14 protein-coding genes are annotated in these 21,237 nt (G+C 48.4%); 9 read left to right on the top strand and 5 right to left on the bottom strand.

Translation table 11 applies throughout. The annotated features are described in order from the left end of the window. A partial coding sequence (locus tag D7D25_RS15570; protein WP_122969848.1) for a LysE family translocator occupies positions 1-518 on the bottom strand: 518 nt, incomplete at its 3' end. A gap of 310 nt (positions 519-828) precedes the next feature. Between D7D25_RS15570 and purL the strand changes: the two genes are divergently transcribed. The 7 genes from purL to epsC all read left to right on the top strand — a co-directional run bounded on the left by purL (position 829) and on the right by epsC (position 10,461). Next, positions 829-4,530 carry a phosphoribosylformylglycinamidine synthase gene (gene purL, locus D7D25_RS15565; RefSeq protein ID WP_122969847.1) on the top strand — a complete coding sequence of 1,234 codons (3,702 nt, stop codon included), beginning with the start codon at positions 829-831 and terminating at the stop codon, positions 4,528-4,530. A gap of 35 nt (positions 4,531-4,565) precedes the next feature. Continuing rightward, a complete protein-coding gene (locus D7D25_RS15560; RefSeq protein WP_122969854.1) occupies positions 4,566-4,970 on the top strand; it encodes a thioesterase family protein in 405 nt (134 codons plus the stop codon). A gap of 142 nt (positions 4,971-5,112) precedes the next feature. Continuing rightward, positions 5,113-6,222 (top strand): DNA-processing protein DprA, encoded by a 1,110-nt coding sequence (dprA, locus tag D7D25_RS15555; protein ID WP_185140276.1) that lies wholly within the window; start codon positions 5,113-5,115, stop codon positions 6,220-6,222. 78 nt (positions 6,223-6,300) lie between these two features. Further along, positions 6,301-6,426 carry a hypothetical protein gene (locus D7D25_RS18605; RefSeq protein ID WP_255417346.1) on the top strand — a complete coding sequence of 42 codons (126 nt, stop codon included), beginning with the start codon at positions 6,301-6,303 and terminating at the stop codon, positions 6,424-6,426. Between the two features lie 54 nt (positions 6,427-6,480). Next, positions 6,481-7,500: a recombinase RecA gene (gene recA / locus D7D25_RS15550; protein ID WP_122969846.1), complete on the top strand. Its 1,020-nt coding sequence runs from the start codon at positions 6,481-6,483 to the stop codon at positions 7,498-7,500. Positions 7,501-7,638: 138 nt separating this feature from the next. Beyond that, the gene (locus D7D25_RS15545; RefSeq protein WP_122969845.1) at positions 7,639-9,627 is read left to right on the top strand and encodes a DUF4954 family protein; all 1,989 of its coding nucleotides are present in this window, start codon (positions 7,639-7,641) and stop codon (positions 9,625-9,627) included. Between the two features lie 12 nt (positions 9,628-9,639). After that, complete coding sequence (epsC, locus tag D7D25_RS15540; RefSeq protein ID WP_122969844.1) at positions 9,640-10,461, top strand: serine O-acetyltransferase EpsC; 822 nt, start codon at positions 9,640-9,642, stop codon at positions 10,459-10,461. On the opposite strand, the gene mfd is transcribed toward epsC, so the two are convergent. Beyond that, positions 10,443-13,796 (bottom strand): transcription-repair coupling factor, encoded by a 3,354-nt coding sequence (gene mfd, locus D7D25_RS15535; RefSeq protein ID WP_122969843.1) that lies wholly within the window; start codon positions 13,794-13,796, stop codon positions 10,443-10,445. The genes epsC and mfd overlap by 19 nt on opposite strands. Positions 13,797-13,868: 72 nt before the next feature. Here mfd and D7D25_RS15530 point away from each other — a divergent pair, with 72 nt between their 5' ends. After that, a complete protein-coding gene (locus tag D7D25_RS15530) occupies positions 13,869-15,581 on the top strand; it encodes a glycogen/starch synthase (protein ID WP_122969842.1) in 1,713 nt (570 codons plus the stop codon). Positions 15,582-15,704: 123 nt separating this feature from the next. Beyond that, positions 15,705-18,269: an alpha-glucan family phosphorylase gene (gene glgP / locus D7D25_RS15525; RefSeq protein WP_122969841.1), complete on the top strand. Its 2,565-nt coding sequence runs from the start codon at positions 15,705-15,707 to the stop codon at positions 18,267-18,269. 124 nt (positions 18,270-18,393) lie between these two features. Here glgP and D7D25_RS15520 read toward each other — a convergent pair whose 3' ends face one another. From D7D25_RS15520 to D7D25_RS15510, 3 genes are all read right to left on the bottom strand, one after another. Continuing rightward, positions 18,394-18,870 carry an AraC family transcriptional regulator gene (locus tag D7D25_RS15520; protein WP_122969840.1) on the bottom strand — a complete coding sequence of 159 codons (477 nt, stop codon included), beginning with the start codon at positions 18,868-18,870 and terminating at the stop codon, positions 18,394-18,396. Further along, positions 18,860-19,270, bottom strand: coding sequence for a hypothetical protein (locus tag D7D25_RS15515; RefSeq protein ID WP_148038956.1), 411 nt, complete (start codon positions 19,268-19,270; stop codon positions 18,860-18,862). Before D7D25_RS15515 ends, D7D25_RS15520 begins: the two co-directional genes overlap by 11 nt. A 181-nt stretch (positions 19,271-19,451) precedes the next feature. Further along, entirely contained in the window at positions 19,452-21,044 is a 1,593-nt protein-coding gene (locus tag D7D25_RS15510) for a hypothetical protein (protein ID WP_148038955.1), read from the bottom strand. Positions 21,045-21,237 lie beyond the last annotated feature (193 nt).

Below are 21,237 nucleotides of genomic sequence, written 5' to 3'. Positions count from 1 at the left end.
CGGGCAACCAAAGTGGTGAGAAAGAACCACCATATAAATGTGGCAGCGGTAAACGCGGCCAACCCGGCGGCAAAAAACCTGCTTCCGTCCGCCAAAGGGTTAAATGAGAAACGGGCGTAAATCCCCATGAGTATTAAAATAATCGCCACATTGGATAAGGTGAGGAAAAACGACGTGACAAAATCTCTCATATATCGTGTTTCCCGGGGCAGTTTATCGGGAGTCCATTCTCTCAAAGGATTGGAACGGAATACCATGATGCCGAATAAAACAAGAATGATGCTTCCCATGGCCTGTATAACCTGCTCATATTTATCAAAAAAATCGGAGATAAAACTCAACCCCACTAATGTAGTCAAGACATAGACCAGATCAGACAGCATAGCACCCAATCCCGTCACAAAACCATGACTCCATCCCCGGTTGAGTGTCCGCTGAATGACCAGCATATTGATAGGCCCCATAGGAGCGGAGACCAACAATCCAATAACAAACCCCTTGGCGATTGTTTCGAACATGTATCGCTGTTTATAGATATCACTCCAAATTTTTCCGGTGCAAAGGTACATCCATTATGCAAAACATACAAAACAAGTTGTACCTCTGTATCCATTTATGGGAAAAGTTCACGAATGTTTAGACTTTTTCTTTACGCAACATCGACAAAACAAGTTTTGCTCTCTATCCGCTTATCGAAAAAGTTCAATTACATTAGACATTTTCTGTGCTCGGCAAAACAAATAAATTTATTCTGCTCTTGCTTAACGAAAATGTTCACTAACTTTGTCTCTCAATTCAAATGGATGAAAGTTGAATAGATTGACAGATATGATTACATTTTTTAGAACTCACTCCCAAAGCGTGATCGCCCTACAAACCAATGCGGAATTTTCCACTGAGGAGATTCAAAAACTGACATGGCTGTTCGGCGAGGCTGAATTACTCCCCGTAAAAAGTATCGACCAATCATTTATCGGCCCGCGCCGTGAAATGATCACTCCATGGAGCACTTGCGCGGTGGAAATCACCCAGAACATGGGTATCGGGGGAATCACACGTGTCGAGGAATATAGGCCATATAGTGACGACAATACAGCGGAATTTGATCCGATGTTGCAACGCAGGTATGACAAGCTGGATCAATCTGTGTTCACTATTGACAAGGAGCCCGAACCGATCATATATATTGACAATATTGCAGCTTATAATCAGGCGGAAGGACTTGCATTGAGCGATGAGGAGATCGATTACCTCAACGCTGTCAGCCGGAAAATGGGACGCAAGCTCACCGACAGTGAAGTGTTTGGTTTCTCACAAGTAAATTCAGAACATTGTCGACACAAAATATTTAACGGTAAATTCGTCATTGATGGTGAAGAAAAAGAGATGACCCTGTTCCAGTTGATCAAGAAAACGTCTTCCGTTAATCCCAACAGCCTTGTATCGGCTTACAAAGACAATGTGGCTTTTGTGCAAGGCCCTACCATACAACAGTTTGCCCCGGCAAGCGGTGATAAACCCGATTTTTTCCAAACCAAAGAGGTAGAAAGCGTGCTCTCACTCAAAGCCGAAACTCATAACTTCCCCACCACGGTGGAGCCATTCAACGGTGCGTCCACCGGCACGGGCGGTGAGATCCGCGACCGGTTGGCGGGGGGAAAGGGATCGCTTCCGGTGGCAGGCACAGCGATTTATATGACCTCCTATCCCCGTCTCGAAGAAGGACGCGCATGGGAACAAACGGTGCCATCACGCAAATGGCTTTATCAGACACCCGAACAGATCCTTATCAAAGCCTCCAATGGAGCGTCCGACTTCGGCAACAAATTCGGACAACCGCTGATCTGCGGATCGGTGCTCACCTTGGAGCATGCCGAGAACAACAAGAAGTTCGGATACGATAAAGTAATCATGCTGGCCGGCGGTGTGGGTTATGCCAACAAGCGTGACGCAAAAAAAGGAGATCCGCGAAGGGGCGAAAAAGTAGTGGTGCTCGGCGGTGACAATTACCGTATCGGCATGGGTGGCGGCGCCGTTTCATCGGTCAACACCGGTGAATACGCTGCCGGTATCGAATTGAATGCCGTGCAGCGCGCCAACCCTGAGATGCAGAAACGTGTAGCCAACGTGATTCGTGCCCTGGCCGAATCGGATGAAAACCCCATCGTTTCCATTCACGACCACGGAGCGGGAGGCCACCTCAACTGCCTGTCGGAATTGGTGGAAAAGACAGGGGGTATCATTGAGATGGGCAAACTGCCTGTCGGAGACGAAACCCTCTCCGCGCGGGAGATCATAGGCAACGAAAGCCAGGAACGGATGGGCTTACTGGTGGAACAAAAGGATATAGAACGGATAGGACGCATTGCCTCCCGCGAACGCTCGCCCATGTATGTGGTAGGTGAGACTACCGGCGATATGAGATTCACCTTCCGCCAGCCCGACGGTGCCTGCCCCATCGATATGGAACTGGAGGATTTCTTCGGAAAACCACCCGTCACCATCATGGAGGACACCAGTGTCACTGAAGAATACAGTGCCCCGGAATATGATCAGGAATTACTGGAAACATATATCGAGAACGTGCTCAAATTGGAAGCAGTTGCCTGCAAGGACTGGCTTACCAACAAGGTAGACCGGTCTGTTACCGGGAAAATCGCCCGTCAGCAATGCCAGGGTGAGATCCAACTGCCATTGAGCGACTGCGGTGCCATTGCGCTCGACTATAACGGTTATGCCGGTATGGCAACGTCGCTGGGACACGCCCCGCAAGTGGCCATGATTGACCCTGCCGCCGGATCGATGATGGCAATCGCCGAAGCACTTACCAACATCGTGTTCGCCCCGCTTGCCGACGGATTACAAACTGTCTCCCTCAGCGCTAACTGGATGTGGCCCTGCCGCAATCCCGGAGAGGATGCCCGTCTTTACAAAGCGGTGGAAGCTTGTTCCGACTTTGCCTGCGACTTGGGTATCAATATCCCTACAGGAAAAGATTCTCTCTCCATGACACAGAAATACGGCCACGACAAAGTCTACTCACCAGGGACGGTCATTATTTCCGCCGCCGCCGAAGTGAAAAATATCCGCAAGATCGTGTCACCGGTACTGGCTTACATAAGAGGCACCTACCTCTATTATATCGACTTTTCATTCGACATTTTCAAATTAGGAGGATCGGCATTCGCTCAAACAATGAGCAAGATCGGGGACGAAGCGCCTACGGTGACCGATGCCGAATATTTCAAGAACACCTTCGCGGCAGTGCAGGAGTTGGTGAACCGCGGATTGATCCTCGCCGGCCATGATATCTCTGCCGGAGGGATGATCACCGCCATGCTGGAGATGTGCTTTGCCAACCCCCGGGGAGGATTGGAAGCACGCTTCGACAAGATACGCCATGCAGACCTGATAAAAATCCTCTTCTCCGAAAATCCCGGGGTGATCATTCAGGTAAAACATCATCGCCTGGTGGAAAAGATCCTGCAGGATTACGGTGTGGGAGCCGCTATCGTAGCGCGCCCGATAGAAGAACGCAAACTGGTAATCTCCAAAGACACCTTCCGTAAAGAGTTCGCTATCGACCGGTTACGGGAGGTATGGTATAAAACCTCTTACCTGCTCGATCGGAAACAAAGTGGCGAAGCCTGTGCCGCACAACGGTTCGAGAATTATAAGAACCAACCGCTTCAGTTCGGTTTCAACCCTTCCTTTACGGGAAAGATGGAAGAGATGGGACTGAATCCCCACAGGCAGGAGAGATCGGGACTCACCGCCGCCATTATCCGCGAAAAAGGCACCAATGGCGAACGGGAAATGGCCTACTCACTTTGGCTTGCCGGTTTTGACGTGAAAGATGTGCATATGACCGATCTTACTTCCGGTCGCGAAACATTGGAAGATGTGCAGTTCGCCGTCTTCTGCGGCGGATTCTCCAATTCCGATGTGCTGGGATCCTCCAAAGGATGGGCCGGTGGCTTCCGCTATAATGAAAAGGCAAAAGCGGCATTGAGCCACTTCTTTGCGCGTGAAGACACGCTTAGCCTCGGCATCTGTAACGGCTGCCAATTATTGATGGAGTTGGGGTTGATCTACCCAGAAATGGGAGATAACCATCCTAAGATGCGCCACAACTTGTCCCACAAATTCGAATCGGCTTTCGTCAGTCTGGAGATACCAAAAAATGAATCGGTCATGCTCAAATCGCTCGAAGGCACGAAACTCGGTGTTTGGGTAGCCCACGGCGAAGGCCGTTTCGATCTCCCCGAAGCCGAATCGGCTTACCATATCGCGGCAAAATACTTCTATGACCAATACCCGGGTAATCCCAACGGCTCCGACTATGCCACGGCCGCGGTCTGCTCACGCGACGGGCGCCATCTGGCCATGATGCCGCATCCCGAACGTTCGATCTTCCCCTGGCAAAACGCATGGTATCCCCACGCTTACCGCAAGCATGAAGTAACTCCATGGATGGAAGCATTCGCCAATGCGAGAGAGTGGTTGAGGGTTAAGTCTCAAACAGTCTAAAAGCGAATATATCATAAAGAAAGGAGATGAAATCCATGGATCCGGTTTTTGCATACAAGATGAAAGTGCGGGATTACGAGTGCGACGTGCAAGGACATGTGAATAACGCCAACTATCAACACTATTTTGAGGTGACGCGGCATGAATTTCTGGAAAAGGCAGGGCTCAATTTTCACCAGTTACATCTGCAGGGTATCGATGCGGTAGTCTCACGGGTGGAGATCCGCTACAAGATACCCCTGGTCGGAATGGATGAGTTCAACTGTACTGTGCACCATATCGAAAAAACGGGAGTGAAATATATTTTCCATCAGAAAATCATTCGCCTGTCGGATAATGCAGTGTGTGCCAAAGCGAAAATTGAGGTGGTGAATCTGGTAAACGGCAAGTTATCACAGCCCGAAGTGTTCGACGAAGCGTTTGCGGAATATTTAATGTGACTAATGTGACTAATGTGCCAATGGGAATAATGGGAATAATGGGAATAATGTGATTAATGGCCTTCTCCCCTTCCCAGTTCCCAGTTCTAAGTTCCAAGTTCTCAATTCTAAGTTCTAAGTTCTAAGTTCTAATCCCCCCCCTATGAACACATCCAAGTCTCTATACCGGATAGCGCTCACGCAGATCAAAGGTGTGGGGGTGATGCATGCCCGCGCCTTGATGCAGGTGATCGGCGACGAAGAAGCGATCTTCAAAGAGGATGTCCGTAAGTTGGAAGCCATTCCCCGTATTTCCAGGCGGCTGATCGGGGAGATTCGTGATGCCGATGTACTGAGAAGAGCCGAAAAAGAGTTGGAATTCGTGGAGGAGAATAAACTACGGCTCCTTTTCTTTACCGATGAAGAGTACCCCCAACGGCTTACCCAGTGTATCGACGCTCCGCTACTGCTTTATGTCAAAGGGAATACCGATTTGAATCACCAGAAGACCATCAGCGTGATAGGTACACGTAATGCCACCCGCTATGGTGAAGATTTTTGCAAAGAATTTATTGAGGAACTATCTCGCAGAGTTCCCGACATGCAGGTTATCAGTGGCCTGGCATACGGTATCGATATCTGCGCCCACCGGGCAGCCCTCAAGCACAACCTCTCCACGGTAGCTGTACTGGCCCACGGGTTGGATCGGGTGTATCCGCAGATTCACCGGCAGACAGCCGTCGAGATGCTCCACAACGGCGCCCTCCTCACCGAATTTCCCAGCGGCACCAATCCCGACAAGCATAATTTCGTGAAGCGCAACCGTATCGTCGCCGGCATGGCCGACGCGGTGGTAGTCATTGAATCGGCCGAAAAAGGAGGATCGCTCACCACTGCCGACATAGCCAACTCCTATTACCGTGAAGTGTTCGCCTTGCCCGGCCGTATCTCCGACAAAATGTCGACCGGTTGTAACAGGTTAATATCAGACAACAAAGCAATCCTCTTGCAAAGCATCGACGGTTTTGTCTCACACATGGGATGGGAGGCGGAAGAGAAACAACCTCTTCCGGCACAGCAGGCGCTTTTTCCCGACCTATCGGAAGAAGAAGCGGTAATATTCGAAAAAATCAGCAAAGCCGGCCCTATCCAAGTGAACACACTGGCCATCGAACTCAACATTCCGGTGTCGGAATTGTTTATGACTTTATTGGAGCTGGAAGTAAAAAATATTGTGACATCGCTACCCGGTGGAATGTACCGGTTAGCGTAAAAATTGGCCCGCCTCTCTTCATGGCATCTCTTTATTTTTTATTACCTTTGGGAAATAATCACACCAAACAAAGGATGAATGGCATTACAGATTGGTGACAAAATAGCCGAGACATGGGGCATGGATCAGAATGGGAGACCGGTAACAGCGGGGCAATCCAGGGGAGGAAACCGCGCAAATATTAGAGAGAACGGAAGCCGGTAGTGAACAATAAACCGGCAATGAGCACAAGCTACAAAAATTAAACATAACCACAATATGGCAGAAGAAAAAGATAACAAGAACAGTGAAAAACTGAAAGCGCTGCGTGCAGCGATGGACAAGATTGAAAAGACCTACGGCAAAGGCTCTATCATGAAGATGGGCGACGAGAAAGTGGAAGAGGTGCCGGTCATCTCCTCCGGCTCCATTGCCCTGAATGTGGCGCTGGGTGTGGGCGGATATCCGCGCGGGCGTGTCATTGAGATCTACGGACCCGAATCATCGGGAAAAACCACTCTTGCCATTCACGCGATTGCAGAAGCACAAAAAGCGGGGGGTGTGGCGGCCTTTATCGATGCCGAACATGCTTTCGACCGTTTTTATGCCGAGAAACTGGGTGTACACACCGACGAACTGCTTATTTCACAGCCGAGTAGCGGTGAAGAAGCGTTAGAGATTGCGGAACAGTTGATCCGCTCTTCGGCGGTAGATATCATAGTGATCGACTCGGTAGCGGCACTTACCCCCAAAAAGGAGATAGAAGGCGAGATGGGTGACTCCAATGTGGGACTGCAGGCACGGTTGATGTCGCAGGCGCTCAGGAAACTCACTTCAGCCATCAGTAAAACCAACACCACTTGTATCTTCATCAACCAGTTGCGAGAGAAGATCGGAGTAATGTTCGGTAATCCTGAAACAACCACCGGAGGCAATGCTTTGAAATTCTACGCATCGATACGTCTGGATATCCGCGGTAGCGGCACTGCAATCAAGGATGGTGAAGAACAGATCGGGAAACCTACCCGGGTAAGGGTGGTGAAAAACAAACTGGCCCCACCGTTCCGTAAAGCCGAGTTCGATATTATGTACGGGGAAGGAATTTCGCGCACAGGTGAAATTATCGACTTGGGATCCGATCTGGGCATCATCAAGAAAAGCGGTTCATGGTACAGTTATAATGACACAAAGCTGGGGCAGGGACGCGATGCAGCAAAGGCAGCCATCAAAGATAATCCCGAACTGGCTGAGGAACTCGAAAAGCTCATTTTTGACGCACTCAAGGAGAACAATAAATGAGATGGAGAACGAGACATCCCTTCCCGGGTCTCGTTTTTTCTTTTACTCCAGATTGATCAAAAAAACTTTCTCCGGCACATTCTTCACATTAGTCACATTGGCACATTAATCACATTGGCACATTAGTCACATTCAATTATGCAAAATCACAGAAATTTAACGCGGTCCGAAATCCATCTGCTGGAAAAAAACGGATGTAGATGTTCCGACTGGGGTTTGATTATCGTAAAAGAAGGTTTCGATCCTGGCTATGTGCGTGAGAGCCATTTTTCAGGCAGGGTACAGCTCGGTATATTTGAGAAGGTGTTCTCTTTACCCGGTGGATTAAAAAAACATGCCGGCATTTATCGCGCCGTGATCCATAACTGCACCATAGGCGATAATGTGATGATCGAGAATGTGCAAAATTATATCGCCAACTATACTATCGGTGATAATTGTTTCATTCAAAATATAGATGTAATCCTGGTCGACGGGATGACGACCTTTGGAAACGGAGTGCAGGTCAATGTGCTGAACGAAACCGGAGGGAGGGAAGTACATATCAACGACAAACTCTCGGCCCATTTTGCTTACATCTACTCGCTTTATCGCCATCGCCCGAAACTGGTTGAACGGATGAAGGCGATCATCGATAATTATTGCAACAAGCACTCATCCGACAGGGGGATCATCGAGCATGATTGCATGATTGTCAACGTCGGATATATCAAAAACGTGCGGATAGGGGCCTGCTGCAAAATAACCGGCGCGATGAAACTCAAAAACGGCAGTATCAACAGCAATGAATATGATCCGGTCTATATCGGACGGAATGTGATCGCCGAAGATTTCATTGTCTGTTCAGGTTCCACGATCGACGGAGGTTCTATTATTTCACGCTGTTTCATCGGCCAGGCCTGTCATATTGATCACGGCTATTCCGCTTCCGACTCCCTCTTTTTCAGCAATTGTCAGGGTGAGAACGGGGAAGCTTGCGCGCTTTTTGCAGGCCCCTACACCGTCACACATCATAAATCCACGCTGCTCATTGCGGGGATGTTCTCCTTTATGAATGCCGGATCAGGTTCTAACCAGAGCAACCACATGTATAAACTGGGGCCTATCCACCAGGGGATCATTGAACGAGGTGCCAAGACGACCAGCAACTCTTACGTGTTATGGCCCGCCAAGGTGGGGCCCTTCTCCCTGATCCTGGGACGCCATTCCCAACATGCTGACACCTCGAATCTTCCTTTTTCCTACCTTGTGGAAAAAGACAACGGCACCCATATCGCGCCGGGTGTGAACTTACGTAGTGTGGGTACCATCCGTGATGCCAAGAAATGGCCGGAGAGAGATCGCCGGAAAGATCCCGACCGGCTCGACTGCATCAATTTCAACCTGCTCAGTCCCTATACGATCCAAAAAGTGTTTGCCGGTATGGAGATTCTCAAAAACCTTCAGGCCGCGGCCGGGGAAACATCGGAATTTTACACCTTCCAGAGTTGCGTCATCACCCATTCATCACTACTGAGGGGATTGAAGCTTTATGAGATCATTATCCACAAATTTCTTGGCAACTCGCTTATCAAGCGTTTAGAGCAAACCCGGTTTAAAAGCAATGAAGAGATCAGGCAGCGGCTCGACCCGCAAGACGCGCCCGGACTGGGAGAATGGGTAGATGTTTCGGGATTGATCGCCCCCAAATCGGAGATCGACGATCTGCTCCGCAAAATCGAATCGGGAGAGATCACCCAACTGAAAGAGATCAATCATGTGTTCCGGAAACTCCACCAGGACTACTATGAAAACGAATGGACATGGGCTTGGGATAAGATTCAGTCGTTTTACGGCATCAAAGCCGATGCGATTACAGCATCTGATGTGATCTCCATCGTTGAAAAGTGGAAAGCAGCGGTAATCGGTCTCGACGAGATGATCTACAGCGATGCGAAAAAAGAATTCTCCCTCTCATTCAAAACCGGTTTTGGTGCCGACGGCAATATCCAGGACCGGGCCATGGATTTCGAATACGTACGGGGTGCTTTCGACAAGAACCCATTCGTTATAGCCACATTAAAGCACATCGAAGAAAAAAGGGCGCTGGGAGACGAATTGATAAAAAGAATACAAAACATACAATAACATCCTATTTTCATGACAGACAAGATTGAGGCACTCATTCAGCAGTTCAACCCGCAACCTATACGCATTCCTGTTAACAAGTGTGATCTGGAAGAGGTGGTCGAAACGCTTATTTCACAGATGTTCCCTATTTGCGACTGCCCCGAACCGGTAGATATCCATGAAAAGCTAAAGGAAGCCGCTGTAACACTTCACGCCAATATATCCTCCCTTACCGGTGAGCGGAAAGCCGATGAGATCACTGAATCTTTTTTCGGCCAATTCCCTTCGCTTCGCGAGCGGCTCTACAAAGATGCGGCCTGCTATCTGAAAGCCGATCCCGCAGCCAAAAGCCTGGAAGAGGTAATCCTCACCTACCCCGGATTTTATGCTCTCTGTGTGCATCGGATAGCACATGAACTCCATCGACTGGGTGTACCCCTGATCGCCAGACTTTTTTCCGAATACGCCCATTCAAAGGTCGGCATCGACATTCATCCCGCCGCCAGGATAGGTAAAAATCTCTTTATGGACCATGGCACGGGGATCGTGATCGGTGAAACGGCCCAGATCGGTAACAACGTAAAGATATATCAGGGTGTGACGCTCGGCGCGTTATATGTAGAGAAGAAATTGTCTGACGTGAAACGACATCCCACCGTGGAGGACAACGTGGTAATATACGCCAATGCCACTATTCTGGGGGGAAAGACGGTGGTCGGCCATGACTCGGTAATTGGCGGCGGAGCATGGCTCACCCGCAGTGTGGTTCCCTACTCCCTCGTCTCCAACTCGATAGACGTAAAAATACGGATGGTGAGGGATCTTTCCAGTCCTTATGATTTTGTGATTTGATTTCCCGCTCCAATCTCCTCCAGCACAGCAACTGCCGTTTCCACGGTCTCTACGTGACCGATCGCCACCGAGCGTTTTTCCCCTTTTTCCTGCAAGCGGCATCGACGGGTTTGTTTCTGTACAAAATCCAATAACCGGTCGAACACCGGCGAATTGTAATAGGGCGACTCGGGATCAGAGATCAGGAAAAGGGTCATCTGTCCGTTTTTCAGGACTACCTTCTCAATTCCCAGAGACTTGGCGATACGGCGAAGCCGCACAATACGGATGAGTTCCCTGCCCGGCCCGGGAATTTTTCCGAAGCGGTCTTCCAGACGTTTCTTAAAATCCATGATCTGCGTCTCGGATTCCATATTGTCCATCTCACGGTAAATGGCTATGCGTTCCGCGTCGTTCGGGATATAATCCACCGGGAACATGAGCTCCAGGTCGCTCTCTACCAGGACATCATCCACAAAATCATGTCTCTGGGCCCTTTCCGCCTGCTGTGTGTCATATAGTTCGGCGAACTCATCTTTTCGCAACTCCTGTACCGCTTCGGCCAATATCTTCTGATAAGTCTCATATCCCAGGTCGGCGATAAAACCGCTCTGTTCCGCGCCCAACAGGTTTCCCGCGCCACGAATGTCCAGGTCCTGCATCGCGATATGGAGTCCGCTCCCCAACTCGGCAAAATTCTCAATAGCCTGAAGGCGCCTGCGTGAGTCACTGCTGAGCATATAAAACGGAGGTGCCAGCAGATAACAGAATGCCTTGCGGTTGCTTCGACCCACCCTGCCGCGCAATTGGTGCAAATCGCTCAGTCCGAAATTCTGCGCGTCCATCACAATGATGGTATTCACGTTGGGCATATCGATGCCCGATTCGATGATAGTCGTCGCGATCAGCACATCCTGTTCATGATTGATAAAATCGGCAATCACACCTTCCAATTTCTTCGGATCCATCTGACCGTGTCCCACTGCCACGCGCACAGCCGGCATCTCTCTCTTGATAAGGGCTTCCAGTTCATAAATATTCCTGATGCGGTTGTTCACTATAAACAACTGTCCATTCCGGTTCAATTCAAAATTGATCGCGTCGCGGATAAGCTCTATATCAAACGTATGGACCTCGGTCTGTATGGGATAGCGGTTGGGAGGAGGCGTCCCTATGGTGGAAAGGTCGCGCGACCCCATCAGCGAGAATTGCAGCGTGCGCGGGATAGGGGTTGCCGTCATAGTGAGCGTGTCCACGTTCACCTTCAACTGTTTGAGTTTCTCTTTGACAGACACCCCGAATTTTTGCTCCTCATCGATGATCAGCAGTCCCAGATCTTTGAATTCCACATCCTTGCCCACCAGTCGGTGAGTACCGATAAGGATATCAATCTTTCCCTCCTTTAACCGCAGGAGGATTTCTTTTTGCTCTTTCGCCGAACGGGCGCGGCTCAGGTAATCCACCTTTACCGGAAAATCAGCCAATCGTTCGCTAAAAGTGTGGTAATGCTGTGTGGCCAGTACGGTAGTAGGCACCAGCACGGCCGTCTGTTTCCCGTCGGTGGCCGCTTTGAAGGCAGCGCGGATCGCTATTTCGGTCTTCCCGAACCCCACATCTCCACAGACCAGCCTGTCCATGGGTCGCCCGCTCTGCATGTCGGCTTTCACCTCGCGGGTTGCTTTCACCTGGTCGGGCGTATCTTCATACATAAACGATGCTTCCAACTCTGTCTGCAGGTAAGTATCTTTCGAAAAAGCAAACCCCTTCTCCTGTTGACGTTGGGCATACAATTTGATCAGGTCGCGGGCAATATCTTTGATCTTCTTTTTAGTTCTCTCTTTCACCCGCTCCCATGCTCCGGAGCCCAGTTTATTCAGTTGCGGCTCCTCTCCCTCCTTGCCTTTGTACTTCGATATCTTATGCAGGGAATGAATGGAGACGAATACCGCGTCATTATTCTTATAGAGAAGTTTGATAACCTCTTGCACCTTGTCGCCGATGCGAAGGCGTACCAGCCCGGAAAACCGGCCAATACCGTGATCCATATGCACCACATAGTCTCCCTGTTGGAGCTGGTTTATTTCCTTGAGTGTCAAGGCGATTTTGCCCGATCGAGCCTTGTCTGATTTCAGGCTGTATTTATGAAAACGGTCGAAGATCTGGTGATCGGTGAAGCAACATATTTTCAGTGACTCGTCCGAAAATCCTTCATGCAACGTTTTGTTTACCGGTATAAAGGGGATGGGATCGTCACGATCCTCAAAAATATGGAAAAGCCGTTTCTGCTGCTTTTCACTATCGCTCAATATATAAATTGCATAGCCCTCATTCATGAACCGGTGTAAAGATTCGCCCAGAAGATCGAAATTCTTGTGGTAGAGAGGTTGCGCCGAGGTGTTGAACTCAATAACAGCATCCGGAGTATCCAACATTCTGGAGTCGAAACGGATCTGCCGGAACGAACCGATACTCTCTAAGAAATCCTTTTTTGTAAGTAGATCGGCCTTCACAAATTCCTCATCCTTGGGATCGACATGCAGTTCATCCTCGTGGATCGATTCCACCCGGCTTGCAATCCAACGCATATCTTCCGTACCGATCACCGAGTCAGCGGGAAGAAGTCCGAAAAGCGAAGCCTCTTTAGATCCGTCACGTCCAAACTCGGGAACGATCCGGATCTCGCTGAACTGCTCTTTGGACAATTGTGTTTCCACCTCGAAATTGCGTATGGTCTCCACCTCATCTCCAAAGAAGTCGATACGGTAGGGATATTCACTCGAAAAAGAAAAGACATCAAGAATACTTCCCCGTACGGCATATTGACCCGGTTCATATACATAATCCACTACCTGAAACCCCTGGCTGTCGAGCACTTCACTCACAAAAACATTATCGATCCGGTCTCCCACCCCCACCTTCAGCGTGTTATCCAGCAGTTGTTCACGGGAAACCGTTTTCTCGGTCAACGCATCGGGATAACTGACAATGATCAATGGCCCGGAGCCATCCTGCAGGCGGCTTAAGACCCCCGCGCGAAGCACCTCGTTAGCACGGTCTATCTGCCCGTACTTAGCTGCCCGCTTGTAAGCCGAAGGGAAAAAGAGCACGTCAACCGAACCCATCATTTGGGTCAGGTCATGATAGAAATAGCCCGCGGTTTCCGCGTCATTTAAAATATAAAGGTAAGTCTGGGGGTGTTTGTGAAATAATTCCCCGGCGAATAAAGCACGCGACGATCCGTGCAAACCCGTTACCGATAAAACCTGTATCTCTCTCAGTAATGAGCTTGCCGCCGCCAGGTTGGGATGTTTTCCAATCAGCCGCTGTAATTGGGTAATGTCTATTGTTTCAACCATTCAGAAGAAAGTGCAAAGATAAGCCAATTTTTTTAGTATCTTTGTACCCCAGAGACAAGAAAATAATTAGATATGGAGATAGATGCCAGGTGCACACCTGATTACCTCTTCGAGGTGAGTTGGGAAGTGTGCAACAAAGTGGGCGGTATTTACACCGTCTTGTCCACACGAGCCAATATTCTACAGAAAATTCATAAAGACCGTATCTTCTTCATCGGCCCCGATGTATGGGGAGAACAGGAAAGTCCCTGGTTCAGGGAAGATGAAACCCTCTTTTCGTCATGGCGTGAGTTCGCCGCGATCAATCAGCACCTGCCTATTCGGATCGGCCGCTGGAAAGTACCCGGAGAACCGATCGTCTTTCTGGTGAGATTCAATGCGTTTTTTGAAAAACAAAACGACATCTACACAGAAATGTGGATGGATTACGGTGTTGACTCGATTGCCGCCTATGGCGACTATCACGAAGCGACCATGTTCGCCTATGCCGCGGGACTGGTGATCGAGAGCTTTTACCGTTTCCATCATCTGGAAGCAGAGAATGTGATCGCCCACTTCAACGAATGGATGACAGGTGCCACAGCGCTTTATGTCAGAAAGCATGTGCCCAAGATCGCCACCCTCTTCACCACCCATGCCACCTCCATCGGCCGCTCAATTGCCGGCAACCATCTTCCGTTGTATGATCATCTGCAAGTGTATAACGGCGACCAGATGGCGCGCAAATTGAACATGACGGCCAAGCATTCCATCGAGAAGAAAGCCGCGCGGCATGTCGACTGCTTCACCACCGTGAGTGATATCACTGCGGCAGAATGCGCGCACCTTCTGCAGCGACAGCCTGATGTGGTCACCCCCAACGGGTTCGAAAAAGATTTTATCCCCAAAGGGGCCCATCACAGCCGGGCACGAAAAAAGGCACGAAAGATGCTGCTCAACGTGGCCGAGAAGATGGTGGGACATACTATTCATCCTGACGCCTTGCTGATAGCGACCAGCGGCAGGTATGAATACAAAAACAAAGGTATCGACCTATTTATCGATGCCATGAACCTGCTGCGGAAAATGCCGCAACAGACAAAAGACGTCGTCGCCTTCATCATGGTGCCCGGTTGGGTGAAAGGGCCGCGGAAAGACCTTCAGGCGCGTCTTTGGGAAGATAACCCCGCACAAACGGGGAACTCGTCCATGGAAAGCACTTCTTCAGACTGTCCGTTTACCACCCACGAACTGATGGAACCACAGCACGATATGGTGATGAACCAGATCAGGCATTTGGGATTTTGTAATGCGGAGAAAGAGAGGGTGAAAATGATCTTTGTTCCTTCCTATTTGAATGGAGACGATGGAATTTTCAATCTTCCCTATTATGATCTGCTGATCGGGTTCGACATGTCGGTTTTTCCCTCTTATTACGAACCATGGGGTTACACACCCCATGAGAGCGTGGCTTTTTCTGTGCCCACTATCACCACAACATTGGCGGGATTTGGCGTTTGGGCTAAAAAGGAGGGTGACAAGAAAGAAGGAATTGGCGACGGTATAGAGGTAATCCACCGTGACGATGATAACTATGCGGAAGTGGCGGAAGAAATTGCCGCAATCATCCATGACCTGTCACTAAAAAGCAACGAGCAGGTGAAATTATTGAGGCAAAGCGCGGCTGCCCTGGCAGATAGGGCAGACTGGGCACATTTCATCCGCTATTACGAGGAAGCTTATCGCAAAGCATTGCATAACTCATTTATCAGATTATCGTATCGTTATAAACTTAAAATAGAATAAAAGCGTTATACTTGCCGTATAGAAATAAAATCACAAAAAAGCGGATTCTATAGGATATTTTGTTCGTTTTTTGCGCGATTATTATTAAAACAGTAAATATAAAAGAAAATAAAAATAACAGCAATGATCATTCAGTCAAGTTATTCAAACTCTCCTATCTGGAAAGATATCCATGTAGGCGCCGAATTGCCTGAGCAGCTACGTCCGCTGGAGGAAATTGCCCATAACCTATGGTGGGTATGGAATGAAGAGGCAAAAGCCATCTTCGAGGTCTTAGACCCGCAGGAATGGGAAAAGAGTGGAAAAAATCCGGTCGTATTATTACAAAATTTACGCTCGGAAGTCACTGAAAATATACTGAAAGACAATGAGTTTATGGAACGCATCCAGCGTGTCTATGAGCAGTTCAAAGATTATATGGGTGTCCCGCACAACAGTGAACGGCCGAGTGTGGCCTACTTCAGCATGGAATACGGGTTATCGCATGTCTTAAAGATCTATTCCGGTGGTTTGGGAATCCTGGCCGGAGATTACCTGAAGGAGGCAAGCGACAGTAATGTGGATATGACCGCGGTTGGATTTCTATACCGTTATGGCTACTTCACGCAAACCCTCTCGGTGGAGGGACAGCAGATCGCCAATTACGAAGCGCAGAATTTTGGAAATCTCCCCATCACCCAGGTGATGAACCAAGACGGATCTCCCATGATACTGGAAGTGCCCTTCCACGACCGCCCGATCTATTCAAATGTGTGGAAAGTGGCTGTAGGACGCATTAACCTCTACCTGATGGACACCGACATCGAACATAACAGCGAGTATGACCGCCCCATCACTCATCAGTTGTATGGAGGGGACTGGGAAAATCGAATGAAACAGGAGTTTCTGCTGGGCGTCGGCGGGATATTGCTGCTGAAGAAACTCGGCATCCGCAAAGATGTCTATCACATGAATGAGGGCCATGCCGCCTTCATCAACATTCAACGTTTGCGAGATTACGTGGTTGAAGAGGGACTTTCATTTCAGGAAGCGTTAGAGGTGGTGCGCGCATCATCGCTCTATACGGTTCATACACCGGTGCCGGCAGGTCACGACTATTTCGATGAGCCTCTGATTACCAAATACATGGCACCCATGATACAAAGTATCGGTATTCCTTGGCAACAATTTATGGATATGGGACGCGACAATCCCGGGTCGCATGAAAAGTTTTCCATGAGCGTATTCGCGTTGAATACCGCGCAGGAAGCCAATGGTGTAAGCAAACTTCATGGCACTGTCTCGCAAAAAATGTTCCAGCCTGTGTGGAAAGGTTATTTCCCGGAAGAGTTGCATGTGGGTTATGTGACCAACGGCGTTCACCTGCCCAGCTGGGCGACCTCTTCGGTAAAGGCACTCTATGAAAAATATTTCGGCGAGTCGTTTTACAAAGACCAGTCAAATACCGAAATCTGGAAAAATATCTATAACGTGAGTGACGACGAGTTGTGGAAACTCCGCATGCATCTGAAAAAGAAGCTGGTAGATTATATCCAGGTTGAATTCAAAGAGGGATGGCTCAAAAACCAGGCAGCCCCTTCAAGAATTATGAACATGCTGGAAGAGGTCAATCCCAACGCATTGCTGATAGGCTTCTCCCGCCGTTTTGCCACTTATAAGCGGGCGCACCTGCTATTTACCGACCTCGAGCGTCTGTCGAAGATTGTAAATAACCCAAAATATCCGGTACAGTTTATTTTTGCGGGGAAAGCACATCCTGCCGACGGGGGAGGGCAAGGATTGATCAAACAGATTGTGGAGATATCGCGTCGACCGGAATTTCTGGGCAAGATTATCTTTCTGGAAAATTACGATATGCGTTTGGCAAAACGACTGGTATCAGGTGTGGATATCTGGCTGAATACCCCCACCCGCGCGCAGGAAGCATCGGGAACATCGGGAGAAAAAGCTGAGATGAACGGTGTATTGAACCTGTCGGTGCTCGACGGATGGTGGTATGAAGGTTACAAAGAGGGTGCCGGCTGGGCGTTGACCGACGAAAGGACTTATGACAACCAGTATTACCAGGATGAACTGGATGCCTCCACCATCTACTCTCTGCTTGAAAACGAGATCATTCCGCTCTATTACGCGCATAACAGCAATGGTTACTCGCACGAGTGGATACAATACATCAAGAAGTCGATGGCAGAAATAGCGCCCCACTTCACCACCAAACGAATGATGGATGATTATTTCGACCGTTTCTACAACAAACTGGCCAAGCGTTCGCGCCTGCTTCAGGAGAACGGCTACGCGAAAGCCAAAGAGATCGTGGAATGGAAAACAGATACGGTATCGAAGTGGGATCACTTTGAGGTAGTCAAATTAGAATTCAATCCCAATCAGAAGGCCAATTTCAACAATGGCCACAATGAAGTCTTCGGACAGGTTGTAATCGACAGAAAAGACCTGAAATGCGACCTGGGTGTGGAATGTGTGGTGGTAGACCATGACACGATGAATAATGAGCCTCAGTTTGTACAGTCCTATGAGCTCGATCTTGTCAAGACCGAAGGATCACTGCTTTATTTCGAAGCACGCAAAGCGTTGAACGATCCGGGTACGCACCAGTATGGCTTGCGGGTATATCCCAAACATCCCGATTTGCCCCACAGAATGGATTTCGCATATATGCGTTGGATATGACCAACCTGTGTCACAAAACGAAAAAGCGCCCTCCTCACGAGTGGCGCTTTTTTGATTTCACCGACACACAAAGAAATAGTAATCAAAACCTATTCGAAGATTGTGCCTGCATTAAAGGATTAAGTCAGATAGCATTCGAGAACCTGCTTTTATACGGTGAAATACCAAATCTCTTACTATATGCGTTCACTAAATGCGACACGCTTTTGAAGTCATATATCCTGGATATCTCGGTAATACTAATGTCAGAGTTAAGCACCAGAGACTGTATCTCTTCCATTTTACGATCGAGCATCCACTGATAGGGCGTTTGTCCGAAGCATTTCTTGAAGTGGCGAGTAAATGTCCTTAGGCAGTCATATTTACAGAGTCTAGCCAGTTCATTCATATTTCTTGCCGAAGAGTAATTGCTCAGCACATTATCCTCAAAGCGTTTTGATTTTGAAGTACGCGGGATCAGTTTCACAAGTACGATCTCATTGTCGGGCGATGGAGTGACCTTGCTCTTCAACCCGTCAGAAAAAGTAAATGTGCATGATGCCACATCCGTCAGCAGATATTTGCGTACCTCTTCTTTGTTTATTTTAGCCTTAGCGTCCATAAGATGCTTTTTTAAATGTGCCCGTATATACTTCCGATCCGAGTGTGATACGTATGGTGTATTGTCCTGCGCGCAGGCCGGAAAGATTCACTACACCAAAACCCATGTCATACACTTCGATATAACTCTGCCTTACTTCCCTCGGGCCGATGATCTCAACCCATGCGCCACCACGATAGTTCTGTACGGATATGGAAATCACGCTTTGGGAATTGAATGCTTCCACAACCGGTTCCGCAGGTTGAACGCCGAGCGTGCTGCTCATCGCGCTTGCACTTCGGGTAGTGCCTCCTTCGCGGCTCAAATTAATCCTGTCCGAAAGTTGGCTTTGTGCGGAGACTGAAAACAGAAACGCACTACACATTGTAATAAGGAAAAATACCCCCATTGTCTTTTTCATATCCATTCTTTTTTAAATAATGATACTTTGTTTGAAATTAATTATGGATTACCGACACAAAATAACAGAGTAACGACAGAAAAAACAATACCCCGCCGGGAATTTAACGGCCAAAAAGAATTCAAACAATTGATTATCAATGAATTTAAGAGAAGAGATTTAACGGCACTTTCCGGTATTTTCACTCATGGAACAGGCTCGTATCCATATTTTTTTCCTGCATTTTTCTTTTAAGTTGCGATTTTCTCACCCTGACACTTTCCATACTGGTATTCATAAAAGTAGCCAGCTGACGGTTATCTGCGTCGCATGCCAGGAGCATCAGCAACATTTTTTCGGTAGTATTCAATATGCCCTCTTCGTCTTTCAGGCGGGTATAGGCATAAAAAGTTTCATCGTCCGTTGCGACAGCTTTGGTTATATCCCGCAAATCGGTGTCGGTATTTTTCAATATTTTCTCCATCTCACGGTAAACCTTCGGGTGGGAAGAGATATAACGTTGGGTAAGCGTCTCAATTTCCCCCTGCAGGAATGCAAGCCTGCCCGAGATATGGCTGTAGAGTTGCAGCAGCCATTTGCGCTTGCCCGCCTCTTCCCTTAATATCTTGGCCTGCAGTTCCTGCTGCCGCATCTTGTACTCGGCATTCAACAGTTTCAACCGGGCGGTTCGCCTTACTTTCCAGGCGTACATCAGGATAAAGACCAGCACGATCACCAGCATCAACGCGCCGATAATCACAAGAAGACTCTGCTGGCGGGCCCTGAGCACCTCGTTCTCCGCCTCCGACAGGTCGTATTTCTTTTCCAGTTCCGCGATCTGGGTATCCAATCGGTCGCTAATGGATTTATTATAGAGTTCGAATGCACTTTTCAAATATTGGTTGGAGAGGGTAAAATTACCCTGTTTCTCGGCAATATTGGCTACATTATGGTAATAAAGATAATTCTGCATAAAAGACGGATCTTCAATACAATCTATTGCCATCTGCGCGTACAACATGGCGCTATCCAACTGTTCGAGCCCGACATATCTATAGGAAATATTATAATAGACTCTCGAGAGTTCAATACTTTCCTCCTGATTTCTGTACAAAAGGAGTTTGGTCTTTTCCCGTTCCAATGCTTTTTCCGGTTCACCTATCACGTCATAATAAATGGATTGCGCGTTCAGGATAAAATAATCCTTCCCGGGCAACCGGCTATAAAAGGACGAGAGGGTATCCAGGTATAACTTGCCTCTGGCAAATCTCTCTTGTTCCATCTCATTCCAGTAGAGCGCCAGGTAGGTATCGAACAGGTGGATGGAGTCTCTCTCTTCAAGGGCATAGTCGAGGGTCTTACGGAAGTACTCGTCCGCCGACGCGTAATTCCGGTTGTTGTAATGGATATTTCCAAGGAAATAGTTGATCAGGTATCCCAACGAAGGATCCGGATTAGCCATCGAGGCAAACAATTTACCTGCTTCCCTGAGCGGTTCATACACCGTGCTGTCTTTTACCCCCATCCGTGTCCGGACAATACCCTGATAGGCCAGGGAGCGGATATAATTCCTGTTTCTGGGATCGTGAAGCCGATAGTGATCGGTGACAGCGTTTATCAGGGAGTCGCTGGCGAAATTGACATAGGTCTTATCGTCCGATATCACCTTTAACAGGCCGTGATAAGCCCTGTTAGATCGATTCAGACCTTCAGGATCAACTCTCAGCAGGCTGTCCGACACAAGTTGCGGCACACTATCCACCATACTGTCCCAATAACACAACCATTGATACATACGTTCATCAGCCTTGTTCCTGCAAGAATTACAGATAACAAGGCAAACCAAAAACAGCGAAAGAATGAACACGCGCCGCATTATTATAATCTCAAATGAAAAAGAATACAAATATAGTATTTTTTTTTCGCATTGTCCAAATTTCATAACTTCCGTGACATCATAATCCGGTATGGGTATATTTGTATGCATT

This window comes from Proteiniphilum sp. X52, assembly GCF_003712195.1.
Lineage (GTDB): Bacteria > Bacteroidota > Bacteroidia > Bacteroidales > Dysgonomonadaceae > Proteiniphilum.
The sequence above is the reverse complement of the archived record's forward strand: the minus strand, read 5'-3'. Positions and strand labels throughout refer to the sequence as shown.